This is a genomic window from Glutamicibacter endophyticus, from assembly GCF_048457885.1.
Taxonomy (GTDB): domain Bacteria; phylum Actinomycetota; class Actinomycetes; order Actinomycetales; family Micrococcaceae; genus Glutamicibacter; species Glutamicibacter endophyticus.
Genome location: NZ_CP174200.1, coordinates 2,934,137 through 2,949,960, shown reverse-complemented (window position 1 = coordinate 2,949,960; position 15,824 = coordinate 2,934,137). Strand labels below are relative to the sequence as shown.

The following is a 15,824-nucleotide window of genomic DNA, read 5'->3' as shown; positions in this document are numbered from 1 at the left end:
GACCCGGGTGGGGCGATAGCATGGCATCGTCGAGGGAGAACCGAACAAAGGAACATCGCATGCGCGTACTTCGAGCCACCGCTCTGCTGCTGGCTGGGCTGCTGGCATTGTCCGCGTGCGCACCGCAAGAATCGGCACCTCCGAGCGAAGAACCCACGGTGATTACCGTGGCCGCGGCCGCCTCCTTGCAACGGGCCTTTGGGGACATGCAGCAGTCGTTCGAGAAGGCCAACCCCGATATTCGTATTGAGTCGATCCTTTACGATGGCTCCTCCACCTTGGCTACGCAGATTCTCGAGGGCGCGCCGATCAACGTCTTCGCCTCGGCCGACACCCGCAATATGCGCTCGGTACAGGAGGCCGGTTTGACCTCCGAGCCACGCATCTTTGCCACCAACACGTTGGTGATCGCCGTTCCGAAGGGAAACCCGGGACATGTCACCTCGCTGGCGGAATTGGCCGATGCCACCACCGTGCTCTGTGCCCCGCAGGTGCCCTGCGGACACGCCTCGCAGGAACTCTTGCGCAACGCCTCGGTCAAGGTGACCCCCGCCAGCATGGAGCAGAATGTCACCGCCGTGTTGGCCAAGGTCGCCGCCGGTGAAGCCGAAGCGGGGCTGGTCTACGCCACCGATGTGGCCGGAGACGACGCGGTGGAATCCATCCGCCCGGACGGCGCCGATGAGGTGGTGAACTACTACCCGGCCGCCGCGCTGACGGTGGGGGAGCAAAGCACCCAAGAGGCCGCCCAGCGGTTCGTCGACTTTGTCGCCGGTGGTCCGGGGCAACAGATCTTGGCGCGCTACGGTTTTGGTGCTCGGGCCGAACCGAGCGAGAACTAGCCGTGGCCCGAGTCCCGGTTGATGTGGGCACCCGTGCCCCGGTGATTGCCGTGCTCCCGGCATTGCTCGGGCTGGCACTGCTGGTGCTGCCGCTGATCGCCTTGGTGTCGCGTGCCTCGTGGGGCACCTTGCTCTCGGACGTCACCAGCAAACAAGCGCTAGATGCCCTCTCGCTCTCATTGCGCACCGGTCTGGCCTCCACGACTCTATGCGTGCTGCTCGGAGTGCCCCTCGCACTGGTGATTGCCCGTAGCCCGGCACGCGTCGCGCACCTGTTGCGTGCACTGGTGGCCGTACCGCTCGTTCTGCCGCCCATGGTTGGGGGTGTGGCATTACTTTTCCTCTTCGGACGCTCCAGCCCGGTGGGTGCCTGGATCGAAGCGCTCTGGGGCGTCAGCCTGACCTTCTCGACCACCGCGGTGGTCTTGGCGCAGGCCTTCGTGGCCCTGCCCTTCTTGGTACTGTCCGTGGAAGGTTCCCTGCGCTCGGCAGGCGCCGGCTACGAGCAGAGCGCCGCAACCCTCGGGGCGGGACGGTGGATGGTGCTCACCCGGGTCACCCTGCCGCTGGCGGCCCCCGGATTAGTGGCCGGTGTCATTCTGTGCTTTGCCAGGGCCATTGGTGAATTTGGGGCCACCGCGCTGTTTGCCGGCAACGCCCCAGGGGTCACCCAAACCATGCCTCTGGCCATCTACACCGCGTTCAACGGGGCCGGCACCGGCCGCGAATCGGCCGTGGCACTGTCCTTGCTGCTCCTAGCCACCGCCATTTTGGTGTTGCTTTCGGTGCGCGCTTGGCGGCCAGGAGCGTTGAAATGAGCCCCGGGTTTTTCGCAGACTTCACCGTGCAACGGGCAGCCTTCGAGGTGCGGGTTGAACTTGAGCTGCATCAGGGACAGGTACTGGCCCTCATGGGGCCAAGCGGTGCAGGTAAGTCCACCATCGTCTCGGCCATCGCCGGGCTCGAACGTATCGACGCCGGGCGGATCAGCCTCGATGGCACGGTGCTGGCCAGCCCCGGCGTGCACCTGCCCCCGCACCGCCGGTCCATTGGCCTGCTCGGGCAGGAACCGAACCTCTTCCCGCACCTGGACGCGCGGGCGAATATCGCCTTTGGCGCACGGGCCGCGGGTATGGCTAAGGCAGCGGCATTGGCATTGGCCGAGCAGTGGCTCGAACGCATTGGCCTGCCGGGCATGGCCGCTCGAAAGCCGGCCGAGCTGTCCGGGGGACAGCGTCAGCGCGTGGCCCTGGCCCGAGCCTTGGCCGCCGGACCGCGCATGCTGATGGTCGACGAGCCCTTCGTGTCCTTGGATGTCGAAGCGGCCGCGGATATGCGCACGCTGTTGCGCCACGAATTGGACCGCACCAAAACCCGCACCATCGTCATCTCGCATTCGGCCGTGGACGCCGTCGAATTGGCCGACGAGCTGATCGTGATTGAACATGGCAGCGTGGTGCAGCGCGGTCAGGTGCGCCACGTGCTGGCACAACCCCAGACGCGTTTCGTCCGAGCCGTGGCCGCCACCTTGCCTGCGGCCGATGACCCGGCCCGAGGTTGAACGCAACAATCTGGTATCGGCCGGTGGTGGTGCGCGCAATCGGTGGTTGAATGTGAGCATGGCACCGAAAGTACTTTTTATATGCTCCAGTAACGCCGGAAAATCGCAAATGGCTGCGGCCCTTATGGACCAGATATCCAAGGGGACGGTTACCAGTTACTCCGCCGGAACCAACCCCGGCTCGGGGATCAATCAGGAGGCGGTGGCCTCGTTAGCCGAAACCGGCGCGGATATGTCCGGCGGGGTACCCAAGCCAATCGATCCGGCAGTGGTCGCCGAGGCTGACCGCGTGGTAATCCTCGGCTCCGAAGCACGCCCGGTCCTGGACCCGGAGGTGAACGTCGAACGCTGGGTGACCTACGAACCGAGCGAAGACGGGGTGACCGGAGCCGAACGCATGAATATGATTCGCGACGAAATCGCCACGCGCGTCACCGAGCTGTTCCACGAACTCAACGAGGACTGATATCGGCACGATGGTTTCGCACCGATCGCGTTCTGCCTGGTGGTTCCCGGCCGTGGCCCTAGTGCTGACCGGCTGGTGCGCCAATCAGTATGTGCCCCTGATGGGCTGGTATCAGCAAGAGCGCGGGCTGAGCGAACTAGCCAGCACCCTGGTGTTGGCCAGCTATGTGATCGGCCTGTTGCCGGCTCTGCTCTTTGGCGGGAACTGGGCCGATCGCTATGGCCGAAAACCCTTCACCCTGGTGGCGTTGGGTTGCTCGCTGACCGCATCGCTGGTGATGATGCTGGGCCAGTTCGATCCGCTGGGCCTCTACGCCGGGCGCGTGCTCACCGGGCTGGGGATGGGGTTGGCCATGGTGGCGGCCACTACCTGGGTCAAGCATAGCGCCGGAACGAAGGGAGCGAGCCGCGCGGGGTTGAGTACCTCGTTAGGCTTCGCCCTTGGCCCGGTGCTCTCTGCAGCGATTGTGGGGATGAGCGGCAGCCCGGAAGCTGCCTACGCGGCGCATGCCGCCAGCACCCTGCTGTGGTTTATTCCGTTGTGGCTACTGGCCGCCGAGGTGGACACGCGCCAGGTGGTCATCGCCGTGGGGCCCGGCACTAGTGCGCAAAATATGCGCCGCTTCACCTGGGTCGTGCTACCGATGGCACCGTGGGTCTTCGGGCTTGCGACCAGCGGGTTCGCCATTGTTCCGGCGCTCGTGAATAACGCTCAGGGTCCTTCGTTACTGGTGAGCACCGCTACCGTTGCCCTCACCATGGGGATGGGTGTGTTGGTGCAGCCATTAGTGGAACGGTTTAATCGACCGGATTCGGTGCGCATGATCGTGCTGGGTCTCGTCGTGGGGCTAGTGGCCTACGCATTCATTGTCCTTGCCGCTCTGACCGGTCAGGTCATCGTTGGACTTTTGGGCTCGTTTACGGCCGGGTGCGCGAACGGGATCTTACTCAAGGGTGGCCTCACCCAGGTGCTGGATCTGGCCGCCGAGGCGGAGGCAGGCAAGCTGACCGGGCGTTTTTACGCCATGTGCTACGTCGGGTTCTTGTTTCCGACGTTGATGGCCCTATTCAGAAATCTTGGTGATCCGCTGTATTTCGTGCTGCTTTTGGCGCTGGCCTGTGGGCTGTGTCTTGTGCTGGTACTTGCCGGGCGCCGTTTCCTGCCCGGGCGCGGCGGCCTGCAGGTGGTCGAGCACTGAGCCGTTCGCGGAGCTACGGGGTATCGTGCTGCAACAATGCGGTGGTGCGGTACGGGATGACGTCGCGAAGGATCATCGATGTCGAGGTTCGCGTAATGCCGGGGCAGAGTCGAATGACCTCGCTAACCCGGTAAAGGTCGTCGGGGTCCTTGGCCGCGACGCGCAGGAGCAGATCGGTGTCGCCGGCCGGGGCGACGCATTCGAGCACTTCGGGGATCTGCCGCAGCGCTTCAATGGAATCGTCGAGGCGGGCCTGATCCAATTCGGCGCTCACCACTGCCGAGACGCCACGCCCAAGGGCCGCGGGGCGCACCCGTGCAGTGTTGGGGCGCAAAGCACCGGAATTCGCGAGCCGTTCGAGGCGCGACTGCACGGTGCCGCGGGCTAAACCGAGTTGCTGAGCCAGCATCATAATCGGAACACGCGGGTCGTTATCCAGAGCCAGCAGGATACGCCGATCGGTTTCATCGAGCTGGTACGTATCCTGATTCATCGCTACTGTCTCCTGTATTGAGATCCGTGTGACCCGAGGGTGAAGGCCCGTAGAAAATTTTAGGCAATATGACCAGCGAACCCCAACCTTATTGCACGCTATGACCGGTTTTATTGCGGAATGCTGGGTGCCATTCGAGCGTGAAATGTCCACAGTTGCGCGGATGTGCCCCTCTGCGGCCCAGCGGGCAGTACGCTTTCGTATATGAGGTTTCTGCGATTGGAAGATGTGGCCGAGGAGCTTAACGTGAAGCTCCCGCAGGTCAGGTCCCTGGTGAAAAGCGGGGAGCTACCCGCGATTCAGATTGGTGGTCGCGGGATGTGGCGGGTGGAACGCGTGGAACTTGAAAACTACATCCAGCGCCGGTACAGCGAAGCCCGAGAGGAAATCGCCAAGGGACTCGGCGAAGACTGAGCACCATGCGGGCTCGCCGGGAGCGCTATGCTCTCGACGGGCCCACAGAAGTAATGGCGCACGGGGTCTAGCCCTCGGCGTCGACGTAGTGGTTCAGCGCCTGACGCACGAAGGCAGCCTGCCCCTGATAGTTCGCGGCAAAGCGGGGATCATCCACATACATGTCCGCTAGGCCACGCACATACTGTGCGGTGTGCTGCGGCGAATCGTGGGCCGGCGTGCCAGGGATGCTGCGCAACCAGTCGACATGCTCGGCAGCCAATTCTTGGGCTTCGGCGCCTTGCGGATCGGCTCCTGCGGCACCTAGTTCTGCCCACCGTTTGTTCAACTCGGCGACGCGCTGCATCATCTGATGTTGTCCTTCCGGCCCTTGGGCCTTCCACCAGATGTTGGAGCTCTCGTAGCTCTCCTTTCCCCAGCGGGCAATGACTTCGTCCTTGTATTGCTCGTTGAAACCGTCGAATGTCTTATTCATGTCCAGCGTTCCTTTCGTGTCGATGGTCTCGATGGTGGTGCGCAGCGCGGATATTTGCCGGTCGAGGAGCTCGCGTTGCTGCCGCAGATCCTCGATATGCGTTTGCAAGGCCTGCACCTGGTCACGTTGGTTGTCGAGGATTTCGCCGATGACCTCGAGTTTGAGCCCGAGTTGCCGGAGCAAGATGATCCGTTGCAGGCGCAGGATTTGTGGTTGTTCGTAGTAGCGGTAGCCGTTCGGCGCGGTGAACGCCGGTTCCAATAGACCGATGTGATCGTAGTGACGCAGGGTGCGGCTGGTGACTCCGGCCGCCCGAGCTACCTCATTGATCGAATGTACGGCCACGTGACTCTGGTCTTGAGCGTTCATGGACTCCACGATATTGGTTGACGTTACGTCAAGTTCAAGGGTCTCATTCGCAGCGCATGGACCGGAACGATCAAAATGCCCGTCCATGTCGAAGTACATCGCAGTGAATTGATCAATATGACCGGTGCAAAGTGAGTCAGTTGCGCAGTCTGTTGGGTGTGTTGTTATCTAGTACCAGAAAATGACTTTGAGGCCACCGCCGAGAGGTCATCGTCGCCGAGGCTGACAGTACACCACCTGCCACCGCGGACAGCGCCGGTCAAGCATGCCGGATGACTTAGACATACTTTTGAGGCGGCCCGCGGTCATTCTTTGGTCAAAAGAATGAGCGCGGGCCGCCTCAGTGCGTAGTATCGAGAAAAATCAAACGTAGAGAAAGAAACGCGCATGGCTAAAATTTTTCAGATCGGCGCAGCTGGCGGGATTGGTCGCCGACTCAGTGAAATGCTCGTCAGGTCCGGGGCTCGTGTTACGGGGATGCACCGCTGGGCAGAGCAAGCCGCCGTTATTGAGGGCACCGGGGCGGCTGCCGTGCGCGGTGACCTGATTGAAGACTCGGTGCAACGCTTGGCGGAGCTGATTGCAGGGCACGACGTCGTGGTCTTCTCGGCGGGCGCTCATGGAACCGGCGTGGAACAAACCAATTTGATCGACGGAAAAGGTCTAGAAAAAGCGGTGGACGCTGCCCTGCGTGCCGGGGTGCGTCGCTTCATTCTGGTTTCGGTGTTTATGGACGCGCACCGGGGCTCGCAATCCACGGACGGATTCGAGAACTATATTCGCGTCAAACGCGAAGCCGACGTGTATTTGGCCGCCACAGATCTGGAATGGGTGATCGTGCGGCCCGGTCGACTGACCGATGGTGAGGGTAGCGGCCTAGTGGCCGCCGGTCCGGCGCTTCAGTACGGGACCGTGTCCCGGGATAACGTCGCCGAGTTCATCCATGAGGCTATTTATACCCCGGCCCTGCGTCGCCGCGTCATCGAGCTGGTGGACGGGGACAAGCCAGTGTCCGCCGCGATGCGTGAGCTCATCGACTCCTTCTGACAGAATAAGGCGCGTGGGAACAGCTTCGCTTTCGTACTCAGCGCACGGCGCATGGCACTCTTGGTGGGTCCAAGTTGTGGCAGCGCTCATGTCCTTAGTTGTGGCCCTTGGCCCGTGGTGGCTGACTCAAGGCACCGCCGAACAATTTCAGAGTTGGCCGCATGCCGTCTCCGCGCCGCTGGCTCTGCTCGGCACCATGGGTATGGCCCTTCTGTTGGTGGCCGTACTCGCCCGGACCGTGGGCGATGGGGTTCTGCGTTTCACCGTGGTGGTGGACGTGGTGTTCTGCCTTGGCGTGCTGGCGTTGACATTTGGTGCGTTACTGGGCGCCTCGTCCAAGGCGCTGGCCTCGCCCTTGCCGGTGTTGAGCGTCGTGCAATTATGGACCGTCGGGGTGTGTCTGCTCTTGGGTCAACTTGCCCTGTGGTCTATCGCTCGTGGCACCATGATCTCTCTCGTGTTGGCCGTCGCGGTGTTGGGCTTCGCCCCGAGCTATTGGGCTGCAGCAATGGGTACCGTGCTGCACGCGCCGGTGAAAGTACAGGGTTACTTGGAGCTGGCCGGTCCGCTGTGTCTGGGGATTGCTCTGGGCGTGCTGGGATTCCTTCACGTAGCCAACCTCGCCATCTGGGCGGTCGCATTGCTTATTCAGTGGCTGATGCCCGGGGTGCTTGGCGCCACCCTCTGGGTGCTACGTGGTGCCACCGAACATCAGGACGTGGGCATTGCTCAGCTGTGGAAGACCGGCGCGCAGCTCGTCCGCGACCAAGAACCCTTGTGGCCAGCGGTGACCACCTTGGCGGTGGCCATGCTTTTGAGCGTGATGCTATTGATCGTTGGCAAGGTTAAGGCGCGGCGTTAGGGCACGAGCCGGAGCGCCCGTGCCGCCGGACGGTTACTGCGCGCGCGTATCCGACGCGGTGAGCGGGCGGGACGGGATCTCGATTACGGCCAGCGTGCAGCGCGAGAGGCAGATGAGTTTGCCTTGTTCATTGCTGATTTCAATGGACCATACCTGTGAGCGGCGTCCGATCATGACCGGGCTGGCCGCACCATAAACCCATTCGCCACGAATGCCGGGACGTAAATGGTTCGCGTTGATCTCTTGACCCATGACCTGGTAGATCGAGCTGTCCACCACTAGGTGGCCGCCGAGGGAGGCCAACGTTTCGGCGAAGGCTACGGAGGCGCCTCCGTGTAGTACGCCGGCCGGTTGGATGGTGCGTTCATCGACCGGCATGCGTCCGTGAATCGATTGGGCTTTTAGTTCGGTGATTTCGATGCCCAACTGTTCGCCCAGTCCACCGCTGATGGTGGCCAGGTGCCCGGCCGCCTCCGGGGAGAACCATATGGAGTCTTGCCGATCAGCCATATTTGCTGCCTTTCGCGAGATAACCCGTTGGCTCAATCCTAGCTTCTGGCGTGGGCACTACACTGTTGGGGTGATCTCCGAGAACGAGCGTGACCCGCTGGAACTAGTGCAGCCCATTATTCTGCGTATCGATAAGCATGATCCGCCTTCTGCCGAGGAGGCAATTAGCGCCGTGGCGCGGGCCGCGGTCTTGGCGTACCTCTCGGCGCCGCAGGACGAACGCTGGCAGCTCTGGGCGCAGCAGGCCTTCGCGAAGTCGGTACGCCGCGCCAACCCGAAGTTTTTCGCGAGAGTGCTTGAGGAAACTGAGCATGGAATGATCAGCGAGGTCGGTAAGGCCCAAGCCGTTGGCCTGTTGCCATTACCCGCGGCGGGTTTGCCCAAGCTGATTGCCAAGCTACAGGTTTCCGGTACGCAACTAGAGCCCGATGAGCAAGGACTTCGAGCCCCGGTGACGATTGCGCTGAATCTCGGCTTGGGGATGTCGACAGGCAAGGCGGCGGCCCAAGCTGCCCACGCCCTGTTCGCATGGCTCATCGAGGCGCCAGCACCCCAAGTAGAAGCCTGGCTGAAAGAACACGCGCCGGTCGGGGTCTTGTGGTTAGAGCGCCGGGAGTTTGCCGCCGTGGCCTCACGAGCCGTGGGGCCGGTAATCCAAGATGCCGGGCGCACCGAGATTGAGCCTGGCTCTTCCACCGCCTACGTATTGCAGACCGAGGTCTGATCCGGGATTTCGGACGCTGGGTGTGTCGCGGGCCCCTATTTCCGCGTGGTTGCTGGTGTTCTTGAACTATGGAGAACTTTGCCGCACCCGTGAATGTTGATCGTGCCCCAAATCAGTGGAGTGGGCGTATCGATGGCGATACCGCCGAGCACCTGCGCTGGCATCAGCAGGTGGCCGCGCTGGACGAAAACACCGCCCCGGGCGCCGTGGCGCTCCTGGGATTCGCCTCGGATGCCGGGGTGAAGCGCAACGCAGGGCGCCCCGGCGCCGCCGAGGGGCCGGCCGCATTGCGCGCCGCACTGGGTTCGATGGCGATTCACGTGCCACGAGGAATCGTCGACGCCGGTGATGTCGTGGTGCACGGCGATGAATTGGAATCCGGGCAGCACCGGTTGGCCGAGGCGGTCACGGCGTTGCACCGTCGTGGCACGCTGCCGATTGTGCTCGGCGGCGGACACGAAACTGCATACGGATCCTTCATGGGACTACATGCCGCGGTCGACGGGGCGCGGATTGGCATCCTGAACCTTGATGCCCACTTTGATCTGCGTAGCGCCCCGCGGCGCAGTAGTGGCACCCCATTTTTGGACATTGCCCAGCACCTGCAGGGAACCGGTGAGGCGTTCAACTACGCGATTGTGGGCATCAGCCGCCCGAATAACACCGGCATCCTCTTCGATAAGGCGGAGCAGCTTTCGGTGCGCTACCTGCTGGACGAAGAGAGCCAGAGCTTGTCCGAGGTCAGCGGATTCGTTGCCGATTTCCTAGCGGAGATCGACGTGCTCTACCTGACCATCGACCTTGATGTGTTGCCGGCCAGCGTGGCGCCTGGAGTCAGTGCACCGGCTGGTTATGGGGTGCCCTATGAAGTCATCCATGGTATTTGCCGACAGGTGGCTGCCAGCGGCAAGTTGGGCCTCGTGGATGTGGTTGAGCTGAACCCGCACTTCGATGTGGATGCGCGCACCGCACGGAGCGCGGCTCGTTTGATTCACACTCTGGCAAGTGTTGGGTAGTTCCGAATTGAATGTTTGACCCCACAAACATTATGATGAGGTGACGTCGAAGAATTCTTCGGCGTCACCTCATCATGCAATGGAGCGGGTCAATGAAACTTCGCGCGGTTACCGCGTCGCTGGCGGCAATACTGCTGGTGCTAATTACTGGTTGTTCGGCAACGGATCCGCAACCGGTAGCCGATAAGCGCCCAATGGTGCTCACCACCTTCACGGTGCTCGCCGATATTGCCCAGAACGTCGCCGGCGATCACCTGCGCATCGAATCCATCACCAAGTACGGGGCGGAGATTCACGGTTATGAACCAACTCCGGACGACTTGCGGCGTGCCGCAGGCGCCGACCTCATCCTCGACAACGGGCTGAACCTCGAAGCCTGGTTCGCAAAATTCGTGCGCGATATCCGCGCTCCCCACGTCACCGTCAGCGAAGGTATAGAACCCATCGCCATCGCCGAAGGTGAAGCGGGGGGACACCCAAACCCTCACGCTTGGATGTCACCGCTCAACGTCAAGGTCTACGTCCAAAATATGGTGAAGGCCTTCAGCGAGTTGGACCCGGAACATGCCGCCGAGTACCGACGAAATGGTCAGGAGTATCAGCGCAAGCTGCAACGGGTTCACGAGCGACTGCTCGAGCAAATCAGCGAGGTGCCTGCCGCGCAACGCTACTTGGTCACCTGCGAGGGAGCCTTTTCCTACCTCGCGCGCGATGCCGGACTCACCGAGCGCTACCTGTGGGCGGTCAACACCGACGGTCAGGCCGCTCCGCGCGCCGTTGCCCGGGTCATCGACGAGGTCCGTGAACAGCGCGTTCCCGCCGTGTTCTGCGAGTCCACCGTCTCTAACGCGCCCATGCAACGGGTCGTTGAATCGGCTAACTCGAGCTACGGCGGCACCCTCTATGTCGACTCCCTGTCCGAGCCCGACGGCCCGGTGCCCGACTACCTCACGCTGATCACCCACGACACCGAAACCATCGCCAACGCCCTGAACGGAGCCACACCATGAACCTCAGCGTCGACGTGCAGAACGTCACCGTACACTATGGCCCGGTGCGCGCCCTTGACGGGGCGAGCCTCAAACTTGAGGCGGGGCGGGTCTGCGGCCTGGTGGGCATGAACGGCTCGGGCAAGTCGACCCTGTTCAAGACGATCATGGGGCTGCTTAAACCCGACACCGGGTCCGTACGGGTCGGTGGCATGGACCCGCAGCAGGCACGCAAGCGTGGACTGGTTGGGTATGTGCCGCAGAACGAGGCGGTGGACTGGGACTTTCCGATTACCGTCGGAGAAGTCGTCATGACCGGTCGTTACGGGCATATGGGTTTCACGCGCCGGGCGCGCAGCGCCGACCGGAAGGCAGTAGCCGAGGCGCTGGAGCGCGTGGAACTGACCAACTACGCCCACCGGCAGATCGGGGCGCTGTCCGGCGGACAGAAAAAGCGCGCCTTCGTGGCGCGCGGGCTGGCTCAGGGGGCACGCATCCTCCTGCTCGATGAGCCCTTCGCCGGGGTCGACAAGCGTAGCGAAGCAACTATCACCCGCCTGCTACGCGAGTTAAGCGCGGAGGGCGGCAGCGTGCTGGTCTCCACTCATGACTTGCATGGATTACCTGAACTCGCCGACGAAGCGGTGTTGCTCATGCGCCGGGTGCTAATGCACGGCGACCCGCACCAGGTGCTTCGCCCCGAACACCTAGCCCTAGCCTTCGGGTTGGACCCGATGAACCGAGGAGATGCAGCGTGAACCTGATCGATCTGATGCTTGAGCCGTTGAGCTACGAATTCATGCTTCGGGCGCTGGCGGTGACGGTACTGGCCGCTGTGCTCTGCGCGGTGCTGTCCTGTTGGCTGGTTCTCATCGGCTGGTCGCTGATGGGCGATGCCGTCTCGCACGCGGTACTTCCGGGCGTGGTGCTCGCCTATATTCTCGGCGTGCCGTTCGCCGTCGGTGCAGTGGCCTTTGGTTTGCTCGCGGTGGCGCTGATCGGAGGGGTACGTGACACCTCAAAGCTCAAGGAAGATGCCGCGATCGGAATCGTGTTCACCACCCTGTTCTCGTTGGGGCTGGTACTAATCTCCGTGACGCCGAGCCACCTGGATCTGAACCACATCATCTTCGGCAATCTCTTAGGCGTCTCCACTGCCGATCTATGGCAGGTACTGATCCTCGGGGCCCTGACCTTGGGGATTCTCATCGCCAAACGCAAGGACTTCACGCTGTACGCCTTCGACCCAACCCATGCCCACGCGTTGGGGATGAACCCCCGGTTAATCGGGGCGGTCCTGTTGGGCCTGCTGGCCATGACCAGTGTCGTGGCGCTGCAGGCGGTGGGAGTCATCCTTGTGGTGGCCATGCTCATCATCCCAGGGGCGAGCGCCTATCTATTGACCGATCGATTCTCCAAGATGTTGCTGATCGCACCGATCCTGGCCGCAGTCGCCGCTGTTGCCGGGGTTTACGCCAGTTACTTTTTCGATGCTGCGACCGGCGGTATGGTGGTGCTCGCTCAGGGCATCCTCTTCGTACTGGTGTACCTGTTCAGCCCGAAACATGGACAACTGGCCACTCGCTGGGCGGCCCGTCGGCGGCGTGTAGCACTCGCAGCACGCTGAGGCTGCGCTGGCCGGGTATTGGGGGTCGGCCAGCGCAGGAACCTCGAAGGGGCCGCCACCATCCATCGGTGTCGGCCCCTTCCACTGTCTAGGCTCAGACGCGGATTGCGTCCACGATGCGCACCCGCGCGGCCACCAGCGCCGGCAGCACGCCGGTCAGTGCGCCGACCGCGACAGAGACGCCCATGCCCAGGAGTGCGGCGCCCACGGGGAAGCCGGGCATTTCATCAATTCCGCCGTAGAGCACCATGTTGATAAGCGTCGGGTTGGAGACCAGCGCCACCGAAAGGAGCACGCCCACTCCGCCGGCCACTGCGGTGGCCACCACGCTTTCCATCATGACCGAGAAGAACACCCGGCCGGTGGTGGCGCCGAAGCTACGCCGGATGCCGACCTCGCGGATGCGCTGTTTCATGGTCACCATGGCGACGTTGAGCAGGCTCAGCGACCCGAGCAACAGGATCACCCCGGCAATGGCGGCAACCACCATGGCCATTTGTTCCAGGCTCTCGTCGGCACCCCAGGCCTGATAGTCCACGCGTTGAGCATTGACTTGGTAGCCTGGCAGCTCGGCGCGCATCTGTAGCGCGAAATTGGAGGCCAGTTCGTCGGCATTTTCCGTGGGTACCCACATGGCATAGCTGACGTCCCCCAGCGGCACGGCGGCGGCGAACCAGTGCTCATAGGTTTCTGGCAGCATCCACATCTGACCCATAGTGCCGTAGTCTTGGGTCGAGGTGGCGCCGATGACGGTCACGGACACCTTTTCGCCGCCGGTGCCTACTTCGACGGTTGCCGGCAGTTTTGCGTTTTGCAGTCCTAGCGAGCGCACCACGGTTTTGTCGACAACCACGGCGGGGGAGAGGTTGTTGGCGTCGGCTTCCTCCAACCAGCGACCGCGTTGGGCGAAGATGCGGTGCATCGGGGCGTAATCGGGATCGACCACTTGTACATCGGCGTCTACGCTCAGGCCCTGATGCGTGGCCTGAACCCCGGACGAACGTCCGACTATTGAGGTGTACTCGACTTTGAACCGCTCGGCGGTCTTTTTGAACGCGGCGGAGGTCTCATTCGTGGCCGTTGGCATGCCCATGTTCGTGGGATCGTTGGCGTACGCGTAGATCATCGCCGGTCGCCCTTGGCGTTCTAGCTGTTCTTTCATGAGTTGCTCTGCCATTCCGGCGCCTGCCACTGCGGTGGTCAGCGAGGTCACTGCAATGGTGACGCCGATCAGCGAAAGCAGGACGCGCAGTTTGTGGATCCGCAGTTCCTGCCACGCTTCGAGTAGCGCGGCGACGAAGCCGGTGGCCAATCCTCCGAGGCCGTTCATCGCGCAACCTCCTGCATGAGTGGCTGTAGCCGTCCTCCTTCGAGGCGGAACTGCTCGCGGGCAAGCGCAGCCACATTCGCGTCGTGGGTAATGGTGATCAGCGCGGCACCGGATTCGACGGTCGCCGCGTCTAAGAGCTCCATGACGGCGCGTCCAGTGGTCACATCCAACGCGCCGGTGGGCTCATCCGCGAGCACCACGCGGGGACGTCGTACTAGGGCACGGGCAATGGCCACGCGCTGTTGTTCGCCACCGGAAAGGGTCTGCGGCATGGAGTCTAGGCGCGCACCGAGTCCGACGCGTTCGAGGGACTCGGCGGCTAGGCGACGCCGCTGCCAAAAGTCGCGGCCCGAGGCATACATCAGCGGCGCCATTACATTTTCCAACGCGGTACGTCCGGGCAACAGGTTGAACTGCTGAAAGACGAAGCCCAAGTCACGTCCGCGCGCCAGCGCCGCCCGTCGTGCACTGAGCCGGCTGGCATCCTTTCCCCGCCAGCTCAGGGTGCCCGAGGTGGGGCGATCTAAGAGCCCGAGGATGTTGAGCAAGGTGGACTTTCCGGTCCCCGAGCGTCCGACAATGGCAATGTGATCGCCTTCGGAGACCGTCAGGTCGATCCCGTTGAGAATGTGAAGTTCACTGTCGTCGGGTAGTAGGACGCTACGGGTGACGTTTTCAAGCTGTAGTAGCTGGGCCCCACTCATCAGGGGTACATCTCCATGCCCGGTTCCTGCATTGGCTGAGGATCGGAGCCAGGTACATAGCGCAGGACCTCGGTCCCTTCCTTCAGGCCGGAGCGTATCTGAACCGCTTTGCCGTCGGTGATTCCGAGCTTGACCTCGGTCTTGATTTGCTCGCCGTTTTCGTTGAGCGTCCAAACCGTACCTTGACCCACCAGGCCGCGGACTGCGGTGACCGGCACGGTCAGCACGTTCTCGGCGGTGCCGGCGTCGATGTCCATGCTCATAGAAAGTCCATCAAAGACGGTGATGTCCTCGGGGACCGTGCAGGAAATTTCGCTACCGGAGCCGGAGGTAGGTTGCTCTTCGCCCGGCATGGGTCCCATACCCATATTCATTTCCTGTTCGTCCGTGGCCGAATCCACGGTTTCCGATGCGACGTCTCCGATGCTCAGTCCCTTGCAGGTAAAGGGTTCGGGGCCGCCTTCGATGTTGATGGTGGCCTCGAGCGTTTCATCCGTCAGGCGGTAGCGATCCAACGGGCTGATGCTGCCAACCGCCTTGAACTCCTGTGGCTGGACCTTGACCAGGTCGGCGCCCTTGGTGACCTGATCATTGAGTTCAATGGCGAAAGTTCCCACTTTTCCGGTGACCGGGGAGCGGACGTCGTGGTACGTCACCACCGGCTGGGCCGCTGGCATTGGCTCGCTGTCGGCGGTGCTGTCCTCGGTTGAGCGAGTCACCGGACCGGCCTCGGGCTGGCTTTCGGCGCGAATCTGGAAGATCCGGTCACCCTTGCTAACGTGGTCTCCCGGCTTGACGAAGGACCAATTCACCACGCCGTCCAGCGGAGCATTGACGCTCTGCGCATCCTCGAGCTTGATGGTGCCGGATAGCGAGAGGGTATTTTCCACGGTGGCGGTTTCCGCCACAATGGTTTCGGCCGGGATCTCTCCGGTCGGGTGTAGCTGATCGTCGGCTACGGAATTACTCCCGGTAAAGGCCAGCTTGACGAGGCTGATGGCGATCAGCGCGCCAATCACCAGCCAAGCGGTGGGAAGGACGATGCGGCGGAATACGCGGCGTTGGCTCATGTGGTGACTCTTTTCATCCTTCCATGATTATCAAACCACTCAGCTAAGACCAAGCTTATTTTCCGCGAACACTCACAATTAATTGAAATTTATTGGATATTTACTTCCCAAGAGGCTGCGAGGAGGT

The 15,824-nt window shown here is 62.4% G+C and carries 19 protein-coding genes; 13 read left to right on the top strand and 6 right to left on the bottom strand.

Annotation, left to right across the window (positions count from 1 at the left end):
- Window positions 1-59: 59 nt before the first annotated feature.
- From modA to ACJD00_RS13730, 5 genes are read left to right on the top strand one after another with little or no spacing between them, the layout of a single operon-like run.
- On the top strand, window positions 60-842 hold the full coding sequence (gene modA, locus ACJD00_RS13750) for a molybdate ABC transporter substrate-binding protein (protein WP_418907476.1): 783 nt from the start codon (window positions 60-62) through the stop codon (window positions 840-842).
- Between the two features lie 2 nt (window positions 843-844).
- Window positions 845-1,660 carry an ABC transporter permease gene (locus tag ACJD00_RS13745; protein ID WP_418907475.1) on the top strand — a complete coding sequence of 272 codons (816 nt, stop codon included), beginning with the start codon at window positions 845-847 and terminating at the stop codon, window positions 1,658-1,660.
- The gene (locus tag ACJD00_RS13740) at window positions 1,657-2,403 is read left to right on the top strand and encodes an ATP-binding cassette domain-containing protein (protein WP_418907474.1); all 747 of its coding nucleotides are present in this window, start codon (window positions 1,657-1,659) and stop codon (window positions 2,401-2,403) included. Before ACJD00_RS13745 ends, ACJD00_RS13740 begins: the two co-directional genes overlap by 4 nt.
- A 58-nt stretch (window positions 2,404-2,461) precedes the next feature.
- The gene (locus tag ACJD00_RS13735; protein ID WP_418907473.1) at window positions 2,462-2,869 is read left to right on the top strand and encodes a low molecular weight phosphatase family protein; all 408 of its coding nucleotides are present in this window, start codon (window positions 2,462-2,464) and stop codon (window positions 2,867-2,869) included.
- 10 nt (window positions 2,870-2,879) lie between these two features.
- A complete protein-coding gene (locus tag ACJD00_RS13730; protein WP_418907472.1) occupies window positions 2,880-4,067 on the top strand; it encodes an MFS transporter in 1,188 nt (395 codons plus the stop codon).
- A 13-nt stretch (window positions 4,068-4,080) separates the two neighbouring features.
- On the opposite strand, the gene ACJD00_RS13725 is transcribed toward ACJD00_RS13730, so the two are convergent.
- Entirely contained in the window at window positions 4,081-4,560 is a 480-nt protein-coding gene (locus ACJD00_RS13725) for an Lrp/AsnC family transcriptional regulator (RefSeq protein ID WP_309409351.1), read from the bottom strand.
- A 204-nt stretch (window positions 4,561-4,764) separates the two neighbouring features.
- Here ACJD00_RS13725 and ACJD00_RS13720 point away from each other — a divergent pair, with 204 nt between their 5' ends.
- A complete protein-coding gene (locus ACJD00_RS13720) occupies window positions 4,765-4,974 on the top strand; it encodes a helix-turn-helix domain-containing protein (protein ID WP_309409349.1) in 210 nt (69 codons plus the stop codon).
- Window positions 4,975-5,041: 67 nt separating this feature from the next.
- Here the strand turns inward: ACJD00_RS13720 and ACJD00_RS13715 are convergent, their stop codons facing one another.
- On the bottom strand, window positions 5,042-5,818 hold the full coding sequence (locus ACJD00_RS13715; RefSeq protein WP_418907471.1) for a MerR family transcriptional regulator: 777 nt from the start codon (window positions 5,816-5,818) through the stop codon (window positions 5,042-5,044).
- Window positions 5,819-6,205: 387 nt separating this feature from the next.
- Between ACJD00_RS13715 and ACJD00_RS13710 the strand changes: the two genes are divergently transcribed.
- Together ACJD00_RS13710 and ACJD00_RS13705 are read left to right on the top strand one after the other, a co-directional pair.
- Complete coding sequence (locus ACJD00_RS13710; protein ID WP_418907470.1) at window positions 6,206-6,865, top strand: SDR family oxidoreductase; 660 nt, start codon at window positions 6,206-6,208, stop codon at window positions 6,863-6,865.
- 88 nt (window positions 6,866-6,953) lie between these two features.
- Window positions 6,954-7,727: a hypothetical protein gene (locus ACJD00_RS13705; RefSeq protein WP_418907469.1), complete on the top strand. Its 774-nt coding sequence runs from the start codon at window positions 6,954-6,956 to the stop codon at window positions 7,725-7,727.
- 33 nt (window positions 7,728-7,760) lie between these two features.
- On the opposite strand, the gene ACJD00_RS13700 is transcribed toward ACJD00_RS13705, so the two are convergent.
- On the bottom strand, window positions 7,761-8,237 hold the full coding sequence (locus ACJD00_RS13700) for a hotdog fold thioesterase (protein WP_418907468.1): 477 nt from the start codon (window positions 8,235-8,237) through the stop codon (window positions 7,761-7,763).
- Window positions 8,238-8,307: 70 nt separating this feature from the next.
- Between ACJD00_RS13700 and ACJD00_RS13695 the strand changes: the two genes are divergently transcribed.
- The 5 genes from ACJD00_RS13695 to ACJD00_RS13675 all read left to right on the top strand — a co-directional run bounded on the left by ACJD00_RS13695 (window position 8,308) and on the right by ACJD00_RS13675 (window position 12,593).
- Window positions 8,308-8,961 (top strand): peptidyl-tRNA hydrolase, encoded by a 654-nt coding sequence (locus ACJD00_RS13695; RefSeq protein WP_418907467.1) that lies wholly within the window; start codon window positions 8,308-8,310, stop codon window positions 8,959-8,961.
- A gap of 68 nt (window positions 8,962-9,029) precedes the next feature.
- Window positions 9,030-9,977, top strand: coding sequence for a formimidoylglutamase (hutG, locus tag ACJD00_RS13690; RefSeq protein WP_418907466.1), 948 nt, complete (start codon window positions 9,030-9,032; stop codon window positions 9,975-9,977).
- A 92-nt stretch (window positions 9,978-10,069) separates the two neighbouring features.
- Window positions 10,070-10,987, top strand: a complete 918-nt coding sequence (locus ACJD00_RS13685) for a metal ABC transporter substrate-binding protein (RefSeq protein ID WP_418907465.1) — start codon at window positions 10,070-10,072, stop codon at window positions 10,985-10,987.
- The gene (locus tag ACJD00_RS13680; RefSeq protein ID WP_418907464.1) at window positions 10,984-11,724 is read left to right on the top strand and encodes a metal ABC transporter ATP-binding protein; all 741 of its coding nucleotides are present in this window, start codon (window positions 10,984-10,986) and stop codon (window positions 11,722-11,724) included. Before ACJD00_RS13685 ends, ACJD00_RS13680 begins: the two co-directional genes overlap by 4 nt.
- Window positions 11,721-12,593 carry a metal ABC transporter permease gene (locus tag ACJD00_RS13675; protein ID WP_418907463.1) on the top strand — a complete coding sequence of 291 codons (873 nt, stop codon included), beginning with the start codon at window positions 11,721-11,723 and terminating at the stop codon, window positions 12,591-12,593. The genes ACJD00_RS13680 and ACJD00_RS13675 overlap by 4 nt, the downstream gene beginning before the upstream one ends.
- Before the next feature lie 94 nt (window positions 12,594-12,687).
- Here the strand turns inward: ACJD00_RS13675 and ACJD00_RS13670 are convergent, their stop codons facing one another.
- Genes ACJD00_RS13670 through ACJD00_RS13660 form a run of 3 tightly spaced genes read right to left on the bottom strand, consistent with a single transcriptional unit; the run spans window position 12,688 to window position 15,697 of the window.
- Complete coding sequence (locus tag ACJD00_RS13670; protein WP_418907462.1) at window positions 12,688-13,923, bottom strand: ABC transporter permease; 1,236 nt, start codon at window positions 13,921-13,923, stop codon at window positions 12,688-12,690.
- Window positions 13,920-14,627 (bottom strand): ABC transporter ATP-binding protein, encoded by a 708-nt coding sequence (locus tag ACJD00_RS13665; RefSeq protein WP_309409328.1) that lies wholly within the window; start codon window positions 14,625-14,627, stop codon window positions 13,920-13,922. Before ACJD00_RS13665 ends, ACJD00_RS13670 begins: the two co-directional genes overlap by 4 nt.
- Entirely contained in the window at window positions 14,627-15,697 is a 1,071-nt protein-coding gene (locus ACJD00_RS13660) for a hypothetical protein (protein ID WP_418907461.1), read from the bottom strand. The genes ACJD00_RS13665 and ACJD00_RS13660 overlap by 1 nt, the downstream gene beginning before the upstream one ends.
- Window positions 15,698-15,824: the final 127 nt, after the last annotated feature.